We start from the raw sequence: 14609 nt of genomic DNA, 5'->3' as shown, positions 1-14609 counted from the left end.
GCCTCACTTCTTCTTCGCGCGGGTGGTGGGCTTCTTCGCGGCGGTGCGGCGGGCCGGCTTCTTGGCCGGGCCCTTCGCGCGCTTCTCCGCGATGAGCTCGATGGCGCGCTCGGGCGTGAGCGACTCCACGGACTCGGCCTTGGGGATGGTCACGTTGGTCTCGCCGTCGGTGATGTAGTCGCCGAACCGGCCCGACTTCGCGACGATCGGCTTGCCCGAGGTCGGGTCGTCGCCGAACTCCTTGAGCGGCGGCGTCGCGGCCCGGCCGCGCCCGCGCTTGGGCTGCGCGTAGATCGCGAGCGCCTCCTCGAGCGTGATGTCGAGCAGCTGCTGCTCGGACTCGATGGTGCGCGAGTCGGTGCCCTTCTTGAGGTACGGGCCGAAGCGGCCGTTCTGCGCCGTGATCTCCTCGTTCGTCGCGGGGTCGACGCCCACGACGCGCGGGAGGCTCATGAGGCGCAGCGCGTCCTCGAGCGAGACGGTCTCGAGGTCCATCGACTTGAACAGGCTCGCGGTCTTCGGGCGACCCTTGGCGTCCTCGGGCAGCACCTCGGTGACGTACGGGCCGAAGCGGCCGGCCTTCGCGACGATGTCGAGGCCCGACTCGGGGTGCTGGCCCAGCACGCGCTCGTCGCCACCCTGGTTCGCGAGCAGCTCCTCGGCCTTCGCGACGGTGAGCTCGTCGGGCGCGAGCTCGTCGGGAACCGAGGCGGTCTGCTTCTCTCCGTCGACCTCACGCTCCAGGTAGGGGCCGTACTTGCCGACGCGGAGCGCGATGCCGTCACCGATCTCGAACGTCGAGTTGGCGCGCGCGTCGATCTCGCCGAGGTCCTCCACGAGTCGCTTGAGCCCCTGCGCCCGGCCCTCGTCGTCCGAGGCTCCCGAGCCGAAGTAGAACTCGCTGAGCCAGTCCACGCGAGACATGTGGCCGGACGCGATCTTGTCGAGGTCCTCCTCCATGTCCGCCGTGAACGCGTAGTCGATGAGCCACGCGAAGTGGTCCTCGAGCAGGCGGATCATCGCGAACGCGAGCCACGTGGGCACCAGCGCCTGCTTCTCGACGTTGACGTAGCCCTTGTCGATGATGACGTCGACCATCGCGGCGTACGTCGACGGGCGGCCCAGCTTGCGGTCCTCGAGCTCCTTGATCATGGAGCCCTGCGTGTAGCGCGGCGGCGGGGTGGTCGCGTGCGTGAGCGGCTCGATGCCGTCCGCGTCCACCTTCTGGCCCTCGGCCAGCACCGGCAGGCGCGACTCCTTCTCGACCTTCTGCTCGTCCTCCTCGTACCGCGCCTTGTCGCGGGACTCCTCGTACAGCGCCATGAAGCCGGGGCTCGTGAGGATGGTGCCGGAGGCGGAGAACTCGACCGCGTGGTGCGCGGCCGTGGTCGCGCCGATGCGCACGGTGGACGTGGTGCCCACGGCATCGGCCATCTGGGAGGCGAGGGTGCGCTTCCAGATCATCTCGTACATGCGGAACTCGTCGCCCGTGAGCTCGGTGCGGAGCGAGTCGGGCGTGCGGAACGTGTCGCCCGCGGGACGGATCGCCTCGTGCGCCTCCTGCGCGTTCGAGTCGCCGGAGGCGTAGATGCGCGGGCTCGCCGCGACGGCGTCCGCGCCGTAGAGCGCCGTCGCCTGCTTGCGGGCGGCGCGCACGGCCTCGCCGGAGAGCACCGGCGAGTCGGAACGCATATAGGTGATGTAGCCCTTCTGGTACAGCGCCTGCGCCACACCCATCGCCTGGCGCGCACCCAGCCGGAGCTTGCGGCTCGACTCCTGGATGAGCGTCGACGTGATGAAGGGCGCGGCCGGGCGGCGCTTGTACGGCCGCGAGTCGACGCCGTTGACCGTGAAGGTCGAGTCCGCGAGGCCCGCCGCCAGCGCTCCCGCGAGCGCCGCGTGGACGTGGACCACCTTGTCGTTCTTGAGCACGCCGCGGTCGTCGAAGTCCTTGCCCGTCGCGACGCGCTTGCCGTCCACCGAGGTGAGCTTGGCGTCGAAGCTGCGCCCGGCGTCCTTGCCCTCGGTCGCGGTGAAGGTGCCCTTGAGGTCCCAGTACTCGGCGGACTGGAACGCCATGCGCTCCCGCTCGCGGTCCACCACCAGGCGGAGCGTCACCGACTGCACGCGGCCGGCGGACAGCCCCGACTGGATCTTGCGCCACAGGACAGGCGAGACCTCGTAGCCGTAGAGACGGTCGAGCAGGCGGCGCGCCTCCTGCGCCTCGACGAGCTCCATGTCGACCTCGCGCGGCTGCTCGAGCGCCCGGCTGATGCCCTCCCGCGTGATCTCGTGGAACGCGAGGCGCTTGACCGGCACCTTGGGCTTGAGCACGTCGAGAAGGTGCCAGGCGATCGCCTCTCCCTCGCGGTCCTCATCAGTCGCGAGGTAGAGCTCGTCGGCCTCCTTGAGGCGCTTCTTGATGTCCGCGACGATCTTCTTCTTGTCCGCGTTGACCACGTAGTACGGCTGGAAGCCCGCGTCGATGTCGATGGCGAACTTGCCGATGTCCGACTTCTTCAGCTCGGCCGGCAGCTCCGAGCGCTCGGCGAGGTCGCGGATGTGGCCCACCGACGACACCACGTCGTAGTCGGCGCCGAGGAAGCCGCCGATGGTGCGCGACTTGGTGGGCGACTCGACGATGACGAGCTTGCGGGCCATGGAACCTTCTCTCTGGGATGTGCGCCCCGGCGGCTTCACCTGCCTGAGACGCACTCAATATACATACGGGGTGCGACGACGCCACCGGGACCTGGGGAGAGGTGAACGATGCGTGACCGGGCCGCGGCGCATCGTCCGCCCAGGCACCGCCGTGGTTCGATGGACGCATGGAACCCCTGCTCGACGCCGCACAGCGCGCGGCGGTGGGCGCGGCCATGCGCCGCGTCGCCGACGCCGAGATCCGTCCGCGCTTCCGCGCCCTGGCCGAGGGCGACATCCGTCTCAAGGGCCCGGGCGACTACGTGACCGAGGCGGACGAGGCCGCGGAGCGGGCGCTGACCCCGCTCCTGCGCGAGATCCTCGACGTGCCGGTCGTGGGCGAGGAGGCCACCGCCGACGATCCCTCGCTCACCCGCCTGCTCGCGACCGAGGGGACCGTGTGGACGGTCGACCCTGTCGACGGCACCGCGAACTTCGTGGCCGGCTCGGACACCTACGCGGTGATGGTCGGCCTGGTCGAGGACGGCGAGCCCGTGGGCGGCTGGATCTACCACCCCGAGCAGGGCCGCATGTTCGAGGGCCTGCGCGGCGTCGGGGCGTTCCTCGACGGGCGCTCGCTCGTTGCGGGCGTCGAACGCTCCCGCGGGGACGATGCGCGGGCCTCCTTGACGATGCAGGAGCCGCGCGGCGCGGTGTCGGTGCGGTACGCGGTCGACTCGATGCGCGAGGGGCTGCTCGCCGCCGAGCACGAGCTGGGCGGCTACGACGAGCTGAGGATGTGCGCGGGCTTCGACTACGCGGACCTGGTCCTGCAGGACGTGGGCTACCTGGTCTACACGCGCGCCAAGCCGTGGGACCACGTGCCGGGCGCGGCGCTCGCCGCGGAGGCCGGGTTCACCGTGGGCCGCGTCGACGGCAGCGGGTACGTCCCAGCGGTCGAGGAGGGTGCGCCGCTGCTGGCCGCGCGCACCGACCGGTGGGAGTCGATCCGCGAGGTGCTCGCGCGCAACCTCGGGCTGTGACGCGCGGCTGGCTCCGGTGGGGTGGCCACCCCACCGGAGCCGCGCGACCGCCATCTGATCGCGCCGTGGGCTACAGCCGCGACCGCCGCCCCACGATCCGGGCCCTGCTGGCGAGCAGCACGCCTCCCGCGACGATGAGCGCGAGCGCACCGGCGAGCGCGGGCAGCCCATGGGAGGCGCCCGTCGAGGCGAGGACGGCGCCGGTCACCCCGGCGACCTGCTCGTCGTCGACCGCACCCGCCACCTGACCGCCGTCCTCCTGCGCGATCGGCACGACGTCGTCGTCCTCCTGGCCCGCGGCCTCGTCGTCCTCGCCGGCCGGGTCGTCGGCCTCGGGAGCGTCCTCGCCGGGCACCTCGCCCGCGGGGGCCGGGGCGGCCGTCACGGTGATGGGCTGCCAGCCGAACAGCTCGCCGAACACCGAGTAGACCGCGACCTTGTGCTCGCCCGGCTCGACCGTCTCGGGCACCAGCACGGTCACCGAGTCCTGGGTGAAGCCCGTGATCACCAGCTCGAGCGGGTCGGAGAAGAGGAACACGTCGATGAAGTCGTTCGGGTCGAAGTCCTCCGGCAGCGCCTCCTCCTCCGGGTCCTCCGGGAGCTCGATCGGCGGCACGGCCTGCTTGATCGGGTCCGGCTCGGACGTGCCGGTCGGACCCGGCTCAGGGGTGCCGGTCGGGTTCGGCTCAGGGGTGCCGGTCGGGTCGGACTCCTCGGGGACGATCGTGAGCGTCAGCTCCTGCCCCGCCTGGACCGTCGGGGGAGCGACGAAGCAGCACTGCTTCTCGTCGATCAGGTCGTCCTCGCTCGGGACGTAGTCGCCCGGGACAGGGTCGACGAACACCGGGACGTAGGTCGTGTCCGCGACCACGGGCTCTGCGACGTCCGGCGAGAAGCCCGCGAAGACCTTGCCCTCGGGGACCTCCACCGTGGGCACGTCCGTGACCACGGAGCCCTCACGGATGTTGAACTGCTTCAGCTCGCTCCGGAGACCCGTGTCGAGGTCGAAGGTGACATCGAAGAGGCACTGCGGGAGCATCGTCGCCCCGCCGAACCTGAGGGTCTCGCCGTCCTCGAGCGCGCAGCTCTTCCCGAAGGCGCCGTCGCGGAAGAACACGGTCGGGATGGCGTTCAGGCCCGCGCCCACGAACATGTTCGCCGCGATGGTCGCGGAGGCGGAGCGGTTGCGGAACTCGACCTCCTGGAGCGAGGTGGACCCGACGAACGTGAACCGCACGAACGCCGACGGATCACCCTCGACCAGCAGGGTCCGCAGCTCTCGCATGTTGCCGAAGGCGGTGTCCGCGGCACGCGTGACGGTCGCGGGCACCACGAGCTCGGTCACCTGGCCGAGCCCGGAGAACGCGAGGCCCTCGACCTGCTGCACCGAGCCGAGGTCGAGGCTCGCGACCGACCCGGAGCCCTCGAAGGCACGGGCTCCGACGAACCTCACCGAGCCGGGCAGCGTGATCGCGGTGAGCGCATCGGCGTCCGCGAAGGCCCGGCCCTCGATGCGCTGGACGCCCGCGCCGAAGTCGACGCTCACCAGCGCATCGGCGTTCTTGAAGGCGCCCGGCCCGACCGCGAAGAGCGAGTCCGGCAGCACGAGCGACGTGAACTGCGATGCGCCGGACATCGTGACCTCCGTGGAGAACGCGCCCACGCGCTCGACGGGGAAGCCGCCGATCGCCTCGGGCACCACCACGTCGGTGCAGCCCGAGATGTCGGCGATGCTGAGCGATCCCTCCTGGATCACGAAGTCGTACTCGCAGCCGTCCGCGCCGAGGAACGGCGACTCGAGCTCCTCGGCCGGGGGCTCCGCCGGGAACTTCTCGAGCGCGAGCGCCACCGGCGCCGCGTCCTCTTCGACGACGGGCACGGCCGCAGGAGAGTCCTGAGCCTCGGCGTCCTCGGAGGGGGACGATGCGGGGGTCGGCTCGGGCTCGACGGCGGGCTCGGGCTCGACAGCGGCGGGCTCAGGCTCGACGGCCGGCTCAGGCTCGACGGCGGCAGGCTCGGCCGTGACGTCCCCCTCGGACGGCACGACCGCAGGCTCGGCGGCGGGCTCGGCAGACGGCGCGCTCGCGACGGCGGTCGGCGAGGCGCTCGGCGCGCCGGGAGCATCGGGCTCCTCGGCGAGGGCGGCGGCGCCGCCCAGGACGGGCGCGACCACCATGAGGCCGGCGACGAGCGTCGCGGCCGCGGCGTAGCGCAAGGGGAAGGTGCTCGGGGACACAGGGAACTCCTCAGGATCGATGGCGGAACCCCGGATGGCGCGGGGTTGCTGCGACCGTACGAGGGGCTTCGCCTCCGGACAACGGTGTCCGGGCAGCGCGCAGGAGTCCCCCAGGACTTCCCTCAGATCTCCTCAGGAATGGGATGGATCGGACAGGAAGTCGTCGATGTGCGCGAGGAAATCGTCCCACGCGGGCTCCCCCTCGCCGATGAGGTGGCTCGCGCTGTCGAGGAGGACCAGCCGCGAGCGGGGGATCAGGGAGGCGAGCGCTCGCGCCTGCTCGACCGGCACGCGGCCGTCGTCGCGCGAGTGCAGGATCAGCGTCGGGCACCGCACCCGCGCCGCCTGCGCCGTGACGTCGATGCGCGCGAACTCCTCGAGGAACCGCACCGCGTTCTCGTCGGACGTGGTGCGCCGCTGGAAGGTCGTGAACTCGTCCCATTCCTGCTGGGAGCCGCGCGGGAGGAACTGCGACGCGAACACCCGCATGAACGTCGGGTCCTCGCGACCCCAGCCCACGCGTGCAAGGTCGATGTCGAGCGCGGCCTCCGCACGCTCCGCATCGTCGCGCGCCCGCTTCATGCGGCCCAGCACGTAGCCGCCGGCGAGGATGAGCGACGAGACCTGCTCCGGGTGCCGCGCGGCGTAGTCGATCGCGACCGCCGCGCCCTGGGACACCCCCAGCAGCGGGAAGCGCTCGAGCCCCGCGGCCGCGACCACGGTCTCGAGGTCCGTCACCCAGTCCTCGAACGAGAACCCGGGCACGGTCCAGTCCGACATGCCGCAGCCGCGCTCGTCGTAGCGCACCAGGGTGCGACCGCGCGCGAGCCCGCGGACCCAGTGCGACCACACCGGGCTGTCCCACTCGAGGTCGAGATGCGTGATCCAGTTCGCGGCCTTCATGAGCACCGGGCCCTCGCCCACCGTCGCATAGGCGATGCGCGCGCCGTCCGCCGCGGCGCAGTAGCGGATCTCCTGCGCCGCCGCGCTCGGGCGGGCGTCGTCCGCGATCGCCGGGGAGGCGACGATGCGGGGCGGGGCGTGGCGCGCATCGTCACCGGCCGGACCGACGACCCGGACGGGCGCCACGAGCTGGTAGCCGCGCCCGTGGGCCGTGCGGATCACGCGCTGATCCGCGCCGGTGTCACCCACCGCGCGGCGTACCGTGCGCAGCGCGGTCGTGAGGGCGGCGTCGCTGACGTACTCCGTCCCCCAGACGTGCTCGAGGATCTCCTGCTTGGTGACCACCCGATCGTGGTGCGCGACGAGCAGGCGCAACAGGTCGAACGCGCGCGGCTCGACCCGGACCGGCCGCCCGGCGCGCGTGAGCTGGAAGCGGGCAGGGTCGAGCTCGAAGTCCTCGAACCGGAACACCCCGTGCACCACGGGGCCGAGCGTACCCACCCGCTTCCGCCCTGGTAAAGGGTGAGGGGACGACGAAGCGGGAGGGTCCCGGAGGACCCTCCCGCTCGTGGGAGGCGCTTGAGGGCGTCAGACGGTCGCGAGCTCGGGCTCCGCGACCTTCTCCGAGGCACGGGCAGCGTCGCGCTTCGCGACGTCGCCGGCGATCCAGAAGGTGGCACCACCGAGGGCGAGGAACAGCGCGCCGAGGCCCGCGATCAGGCCGACGATGCCGAGACCCAGCTTGAGGGTCGAGGCGGTGACGGAGCCGACACCCAGCTCACCGAAGAGGCCGTGGGCCACACCGGTCCACGCCTGGGCACGCACCTGCATGGCGATCTCGTTGCCGTACTCGAAGTCGGCCCAGTACTGACCGTCGACCGGGACCTCGTACTCGCCGGGCTCGTAGGTCTCACCGAGATACTCGGTGGTCTCCGTGACGGTCACGGGCTGGGTGCCCGAGAGGATGTGGGTGGCGACGGTGGCCATCTGGTACATGTACTCGGTGCCGGTGTTCACGAGCGGGTCGCTCGGGTCGAGCTCGGAGTCCACGACCTTGTAGCCCCACTCGTTCTCGAGGCGGTCGAGGATGGCCTCGGCGCCCTCGACGGAACCGTGGTCGGTCAGGTTGCCGTCCTCGTCGTAGGCGAGCTCGACGCCCTGGGCCTCGGAGAACTTCTGGAGCGAGTTCTGTCCGGCGGCGACCTCGGTGTAGGCGAAGCCGGCGGCGCCGAGGAAGCCGATTCCTGCGAGGGCGAGACCCGCGCCGACGATGCGAAGCTTGGTGACCATGATGGTTCCTTTCGGGGATTGGTTGAGCTGTCACCTAGAACCCTTCCGTCCCAGCGTCGCCGCCTTCCGGGACGTTGGCCCCGAAACATCGCCGAAACATCAGTTGACATGTCACGGTTAGGTAAAATAACGCTGCTATCAGGAATGACGCTCCTGGCAGCGCCCGGCTTTCCTGGGACCGAAGGCCCAGACGAGCGGCGGCGCGCACGCCGCACAGGCGACGACGCAGGCCCGGCCGAGGACCGCTCCGGACATGCAGAAGGCCCCCGCCGCGACAGCGACGGGGGCCTTCGGAAGCCTGGTTCAGCGGCGCGCGAGGTCCGGCAGGTCCTCGTGCGTGATGACGTCGTAGAGGCCACGGTTGCGCAGCGCTCGACGGTAGCCCGCCGAGGCGCCCGCGCGGCGCGGCTGCTGGAGCACCGGGGCGTGGAAGCCGCGGTGGATGACCTCGCGTACGGTGTCGAGGACGTACTCGCGCGTGTGCACGGTCGGGTCGACGATCAGCTGGACCTCGTAGTCGACGCCCGACTCGTGGATCGCCTCGAGCGAGGCCCACGCCTGGAAGCCGGCGGTGTCGGAGCCCGTGATGTGCTCGTACATCCCCGGGGTGCCCTTGAGGTCGAAGCGGACGAAGTCGACCTCGGGAAGGACCGACGCGAGGCGGCCCGGGTGGGCGCCCATCGTGTGCAGACCGGTCGCGTAGCCGAGCGAGCGCGCCTCGCGGATGGCCGGGAGGAGGCCGTCCTGGCGGGTGGGCTCGCCGCCGCCGAACACGACCGCGTCGACCAGGCCGCGGTGGGACTCGAGCTGCTCGAGCACGCGCTGCCACGTCACCCGCCCCTCGCCGGTCGGGTCGTGGCTGTCCGGCGTGCCGCAGTACGCGCACAGCCACGGGCAGCCCTGCAGGGTGACCGTCGCGGCGATGCGGCCGGGCCATGCGTGGGTGCAGGAGGTGAGGAAGTCCGCGATGACCAGCCCGTCGGCGGTCTCGTCGGCGATGGCGGTGATGTCGATCTCGGTGGTGGACATGGGGGGTGCCTCCTGCGTCGGCGATGCCGCGGGATCTCCGCGGCGTCCTTTTCTGACGACCGGTCCGGACGTCTTCAGGGTGCGCCGACGCGGCGTCGTGGGACGCGCCGACACACCGTCGTGTGGGATTTCATCGGCGAGGGGGCGATGGTCGTGCATCAGCGCCGCCTCGACACCGTCATTCTCACCCATGGTGGAGGGTCGCAGGGCGTCTGAGGCGGCCTGCACCCCGGCTCCTGCGGCGAACGTCGATGTCACCCTTCAAGGGTAGTTTTGCGCCTCGGTGACCGCTTCGGACCTGGGTCCCGTATCTGGTGTGGCGTGCCTCACCCTGGGACCAAGGGCCGGTAAAGCCAAGAGGCCCCGCCCCAAGCCATGGCAATGCCTTGGCATCGCGGTGAATTCCCAGGAAACTCCCAGTGAGATTGGTCACTCGCCGGCGCGTCGCGCCTAGGCGAGGAAGCCGTCCGCCACCAGCTCGCGGATCGCCGGGACCAGGCCGGAGAGCATCGCGCCCGCGGGCACGTCCAGCAGCGCCGCGAGCGCGTGCGCGATCTGGCCCGCCGTGAGCTCGCCGTCGCAGGCCCCGACGAAGCCGGCGAGCGCGGTGTCCATCGACACCGAGCGCCCCAGGCCCGCACCCTGGCGGAGCAGGAGGTAGGAGGGATCAGCCTGGAGCACGGGCCCGTAGGACTCGCGCGTGACATCGGCGGCCGCGGTCCAGGCGGTGTCGAGGAGCTCCGCGTCGGACATGGACGCGACGCGGTCGTGGGCCGCGAGCGCGGCGACGAGGTAGCCGCCGAAAGGCTCCTGCAACGGGCCCTCATGCTGCTCGAGGCGGCGCAGCGTGGGGGCCCCGCCGACGGGTCGGCGCAGCAGCACCATCCCGAAGCCGATCGCCCGCACCCCTCGCGAGTCGAAGTCCGTGAGATACGCCTGGTAGGCGGCCTCGAACTCGGCACGCCCCCGCTCGGGCGTCACTCCCGCGTCCCGCAGCCAGGTCTCGGCGTACTCGGCGGCGTCGAGCTCGTCGCGCTCGATCACCCACGCGTCGAGCGGCGCCGGCGAGGCCGCGAGCCACGCCTCGAGCGGCTCGGTCCAGGACTCGCCGCGGATCTCCCAGTTGCCGAGCATCTGGGCAGCCCCTCCGGGCGCCAGCACGCCTCCCACCGAGGAGACGAGCGAGGAGACGATGCCGTCGCCCGGCACGCCTGAGGCCCGGTACTCGAAGCTCGGCGCGCCCTCGGGCGTGATGACGAACGGCGGGTTCGACACGACCAGGTCGAACTCCTCCCCCGCGACGGGCTCGAGCATCGATCCCTCGCGCAGCGACCACGCACCGGCCGCGTTGAGCGCACGGTTGAAGGCGGCGTACGCGAGCGCACGGCGCGAGATGTCGGTCGCCACCACCTCGGCGGCATGGCGCGACGCATGCAACGCCTGGATCCCGCACCCCGTGCCGAGGTCCAGCACGCGACCGACCGGCGCGCGCATCGTCATCCCCGCGAGGGTGAGCGACGCCCCGCCGATGCCCAGCACGTGATCGGCGCGCAGGCGCGCGCCCGTGACCGCCTCGCCTTGGTCGGACGCGACCCACCACCGGGACTCGCCGTCGTCCTCGATCGCCGCGTAGGGGCGGAGATCCACCCGCGCGCGCGCCTCCCCGCCCGAGAGCTCGACCAGGCCGATGCGCGCCGCACCGTCGGCGCCCGTCGCGGGAAGCGCGGCGTCGAGCTCGGAGGTCGCCACGGTGTCGCCCAGGAGGAACAGCCGCGTCAGGGTCGCCTGCGGCGTGGACGATGCGCGGGCCGCCAGGCGGGCCGGCAGCACCTGCTCGCGGGAGAAGGCGCGCATCGCACGCTCCCCCACCACGGCCTCGACGGCGTCGACGGTCCAGTCGGCGAGGTCGCCGCGCAGCGCGTCGGCGGAGGCGGGATCGGGAAGCGCGGGGGTGTCGAGGCTCACGCCATCGAGGCTAGTGCGGCGCGCGCCTCACAGCGCGCGGGCCATCTGGAGCTCGTGGCCCATCGCGGTCTCGAACTCGTGCCCGGTGGCGCGGAAGCCGAGCCGCTCGTAGGCCGCCCGCGCGCGCGGGTTGTCCGCGTGCACATCGAGGTGCAGCAGGGCGAGCCCCTGCGCGCGGGACCACTCGACGGCCCGCTCCACCAGCGCGCCGATCAGGCCCGTCCCCCGCGCCGCGGGCGCGAGGTAGACGCCCACCAGGATCGCCCGGCGCTCGGGGATGATCGCGCCGAAGTAGTCTGCGGATCCGGCGCCCTGGACCAGCACCGTCACCGTCCCGACGAGCGTCTCGCCGTCCTCAGCGAGCAGCTGCAGCGCCTCGCCGCCGTGCGAGGCCCGCGCGGCCCGCTCGATCCAGAACTCGTCCGGTCGGGCGCGCGCGACCTCGAGGGTGTCGAGGAACGCGACGGCCGCGGCCGGGTCGGCGAGGGCCTCGAGCCTGAGGTCGCGCGCCCGCGCCCAGTCCTCGGGGTCGATGCGGCGGATGATCGGGACCATCACCCCAGTCTGTCGGAGGTCAGGAGCGCGCGGTAGAACGCGACGCCGCGGCCCAGCGACTCGACCTCGACCTTCTCGTTGGGCCCGTGCACCGCCTCGCGCTGCGGCTTCGACATCCTCAGCGGCGCGAAGCGGTAGGTCGCGCCCGACATCGGAGCGAGGTGCCGCGAGTCGGAGGCGGCGAGCATGACGTACGGGATCGCGAGCGCCTCCGGATAGGAGGCGCCCACGGCCTCGAGCATCGCTGCCCACCGTGCATCGTCCCCGCGCGGGGACACGGGCGAGGGCTCCGACGGCAGCTCGGGCTCGATCTCCACCCGGCTGTCCTTCACGACCGCGCGGAGATGCGCCACGGCCTCCTCGACGCTCGACCCGACCGCGACGCGGAGGTTCAGCACCGCCGTGGCGCGCGTCGCGAGCACGTTGTGCGCGGGGCTGCCCTCGAGCTGCGTGATCGCGACCGTGGTGCGGACCATGGCCGCGAGCTCGGGGCCGAGGCGCGGCATCACCCGCGCGAGCACCCCGCGAAGGGACGAGGCACGGCGCAGCAGCGCGCCGAGCGGGCCACGCAGGCGCCCGCCCACGAGCTCGAGCATCTCGACGGAGACGTCGTTCACCTCGGCCGGGTGCGGATGCGCCTCGATCCGCGCGAGCGCGTTGGCCAGGATGCCGGGCGCGGACTCGCGCGGCGGGGTCGAGGCGTGACCGCCCAGGCCCTCGACCGTGAGCCGCACGTCGACGATCCCCTTCTCGGAGACGCCGATGACGGCGGCCTCGCCGTCGAGCCCGGGGAACGCGCCGGTGGCGACGGCGCCGCCCTCGTCGAGCACCATCCACGGCACGATGCCGCGCTCGGTCAGCACGGACGCGGCGGTGATGGCGCAGTCGCCGTAGGACTCCTCGTCGGCTCCCATGAGGACGTAGACGTCCTGCGGCGGGGTCCAGGCCTCGTCCAGCAGCGACTCGACCGCCTCGAGCATCACCGTGAGCGCGCCCTTGTCGTCGAGCGTGCCGCGGCCGTGGACCCAGCCGTCGACGATCGCGCCCTCGAAGGGCTCGTGCTCCCAGCCCTCGGCGGCCCAGTCCGCGGGCACCGGCACCACATCCTGGTGGGCCATGAGGACGAGCGGCCTGTCGGCGGCGCCGCCGGGGATGCGGATGAGCAGGCCCGCGCGGCCGATGTCCTCGACCGCGTGCGCGAAGACGCGCGGATAGAAGGTGCGCAGCGCGTCGTGGAGCGCCGCGAAGCTCGCCGCCGTCGCCTCGTCGTGCGGGCCGGCATACTTCGGGGTCACCGTGGGGATGCGGACCAGCGCGGCGAGGTGCTCGGCGACGGCCTCGGCGGAGGGGACGGTCACGCGCGTCCCTCCTCGTCGGTCTCGGTCTGCTCGCGACGCGGCACCGACTGCTCCGAGACCACCACATCAGCACCGATGGCCTCGAGCGCCATGGCGTCGGAGCGATCGCCGAGCCCCTGCGCCTCGGGGTCGGCGGACGTGAAGGCGGCCTTGGGGACGGTGAGCATGGCGGCGACGGCGACGAGCGCGGTCACGCCGCAGATCGCCCACACCGCCTGGTACCCGGCGAGCGGTGCGGCGGTCGTCTCCGCATCGTCGATCCCCGAGGAGAGCGCGAGCGCGAAGATCGCGGACGCGAAGGCACCGCCGAGGGTCTTGGTCGTGTTGGTGAGGCCGGTCGCGACGCCGGTCTGGTGGGGCGGCGCCGCCGCCGCGGCCGTCGCGGGCAGCGCGGCGACGAGCGCTCCCGAGCCGAGCCCCGCGACCACCATGAGCGACGTGACCGTCACGACGTCGCCGTGCAGCGGGATCAGCAGCAGGTAGCCGGCCGAGACCATCCCGGCGGCGCCCAGCAGCACCGCGCGCGGTGCGAAGCGGCGCGACAGCCGCGCGTACACGCCCGCGCCGATGAGCAGCGAGAAGACGTACGCGCCGATGAGGTACGAGCGCGACGCCGAGTCGAGGCCGAGGCCGTAGCCCACCTCGGTGGGATCCGTGGCGGCGAACGTCGACAGCGGCCCCTGCGCACCGAGCACCGAGACGCCGAACAGCGCCGACGTGAGGATCACGGGCCACAGCGTGGGACGTGCGATGAGCGACATGTCGATCAGCGGGTCGTCCTTGCGCTTCTCGACGCGTACGAACCACCACAGGAGCGCGAGGCCGATCGCGACCATCGCCCACACCCAGACGGTGAAGCCGTTGACACGGACCAGCGAGAGCCCGCCGGTGATCGAGAGCAGCGCGAGGCTCAGCAGCACCGTGCCGCTCGAGTCGATGCGGCCGCCGGCGCTGGTACCGGGGTCCTCGACCTTGAAGATCACGACGACGAGCGCGACGGTGACGAGCACCGCAGGGACCGACAGCGTGAGCCACAGCCGGTCCGCGAAGATGCCGCCCAGCTGGCCCGCGAGCAGCGCGCCGCCGATCGCGCCGCCCTCGAGCGCGACCACGATGAGGCCGGCGCCCTTCGCGGTGAGCTCCGCGGTGTTCTCATGCTTGCGCGCCCGCGCATGGATGATCGACACGTTCATGGGAAGCCAGACCACGTAGAAGCCCTGGATCGCCCAGACGAGGGTGAAGAGCCAGAACTCGCCCGAGAAGGCGATCGCCCACGAGGCCGCCGCCGTCACCACGAGCGAGCCGATGAGGACCTTCCGGTGCCCGATCATGTCGCCGAGGCGTGCGAGCAGCGGCACCACGATCGCGCTCAGCAGCAGCTGGGCCGCCTCGAACCAGTTGACGTCCGCATCGTGGATGCCCAGGTTGCGGGCGATATCGGGCAGCAGCGGCGTATAGAAGCCCTGGATGACGCCGGACGTCGCCTCGACCACCACGAGGGCTCCGACGACTCCGGCCAAGGGTGCGGTCGAGCGTCTCATGGCCGCATGCTCCCAGAGGCATGTGTCCCGGAGGTTGCCGCACCGCGGG

At 72.2% G+C, this 14609-nt stretch carries 10 protein-coding genes; 1 reads left to right on the top strand and 9 read right to left on the bottom strand.

Annotated features, from left to right (window positions below):
• Positions 1 to 3: 3 nt before the first annotated feature.
• Positions 4 to 2661: a type I DNA topoisomerase gene (topA, locus tag AOM06_RS09170; protein ID WP_062304948.1), complete on the bottom strand. Its 2658-nt coding sequence runs from the start codon at positions 2659 to 2661 to the stop codon at positions 4 to 6.
• Positions 2662 to 2828: 167 nt separating this feature from the next.
• Here topA and AOM06_RS09165 point away from each other — a divergent pair, with 167 nt between their 5' ends.
• Positions 2829 to 3683 (top strand): inositol monophosphatase family protein, encoded by an 855-nt coding sequence (locus tag AOM06_RS09165; RefSeq protein WP_062304944.1) that lies wholly within the window; start codon positions 2829 to 2831, stop codon positions 3681 to 3683.
• Positions 3684 to 3753: 70 nt separating this feature from the next.
• On the opposite strand, the gene AOM06_RS09160 is transcribed toward AOM06_RS09165, so the two are convergent.
• The 8 genes from AOM06_RS09160 to AOM06_RS09125 form a co-directional block, all read right to left on the bottom strand.
• The gene (locus AOM06_RS09160; protein WP_062304942.1) at positions 3754 to 5919 is read right to left on the bottom strand and encodes a leucine-rich repeat protein; all 2166 of its coding nucleotides are present in this window, start codon (positions 5917 to 5919) and stop codon (positions 3754 to 3756) included.
• 132 nt (positions 5920 to 6051) lie between these two features.
• Positions 6052 to 7305 (bottom strand): alpha/beta hydrolase, encoded by a 1254-nt coding sequence (locus AOM06_RS09155; protein ID WP_228372908.1) that lies wholly within the window; start codon positions 7303 to 7305, stop codon positions 6052 to 6054.
• Positions 7306 to 7410: 105 nt separating this feature from the next.
• Positions 7411 to 8112 carry a hypothetical protein gene (locus tag AOM06_RS09150; RefSeq protein WP_062304934.1) on the bottom strand — a complete coding sequence of 234 codons (702 nt, stop codon included), beginning with the start codon at positions 8110 to 8112 and terminating at the stop codon, positions 7411 to 7413.
• A gap of 303 nt (positions 8113 to 8415) precedes the next feature.
• On the bottom strand, positions 8416 to 9141 hold the full coding sequence (locus tag AOM06_RS09145) for an anaerobic ribonucleoside-triphosphate reductase activating protein (protein WP_062304931.1): 726 nt from the start codon (positions 9139 to 9141) through the stop codon (positions 8416 to 8418).
• A 450-nt stretch (positions 9142 to 9591) separates the two neighbouring features.
• Positions 9592 to 11106, bottom strand: coding sequence for a DUF7059 domain-containing protein (locus AOM06_RS09140; RefSeq protein WP_062304929.1), 1515 nt, complete (start codon positions 11104 to 11106; stop codon positions 9592 to 9594).
• 27 nt (positions 11107 to 11133) lie between these two features.
• On the bottom strand, positions 11134 to 11661 hold the full coding sequence (locus AOM06_RS09135) for a GNAT family N-acetyltransferase (RefSeq protein WP_062304926.1): 528 nt from the start codon (positions 11659 to 11661) through the stop codon (positions 11134 to 11136).
• Positions 11661 to 13019 carry a M20/M25/M40 family metallo-hydrolase gene (locus AOM06_RS09130; RefSeq protein WP_062304923.1) on the bottom strand — a complete coding sequence of 453 codons (1359 nt, stop codon included), beginning with the start codon at positions 13017 to 13019 and terminating at the stop codon, positions 11661 to 11663. Before AOM06_RS09130 ends, AOM06_RS09135 begins: the two co-directional genes overlap by 1 nt.
• Positions 13016 to 14560 carry an MFS transporter gene (locus AOM06_RS09125; protein ID WP_082105457.1) on the bottom strand — a complete coding sequence of 515 codons (1545 nt, stop codon included), beginning with the start codon at positions 14558 to 14560 and terminating at the stop codon, positions 13016 to 13018. Before AOM06_RS09125 ends, AOM06_RS09130 begins: the two co-directional genes overlap by 4 nt.
• Positions 14561 to 14609: the final 49 nt, after the last annotated feature.

Origin of the sequence: Demequina subtropica (assembly GCF_000971235.1) — a bacterium.
In the GTDB taxonomy this organism is placed as follows: domain Bacteria; phylum Actinomycetota; class Actinomycetes; order Actinomycetales; family Demequinaceae; genus Demequina; species Demequina subtropica.
The sequence above is the reverse complement of the archived record's forward strand: the minus strand, read 5'-3'. Positions and strand labels throughout refer to the sequence as shown.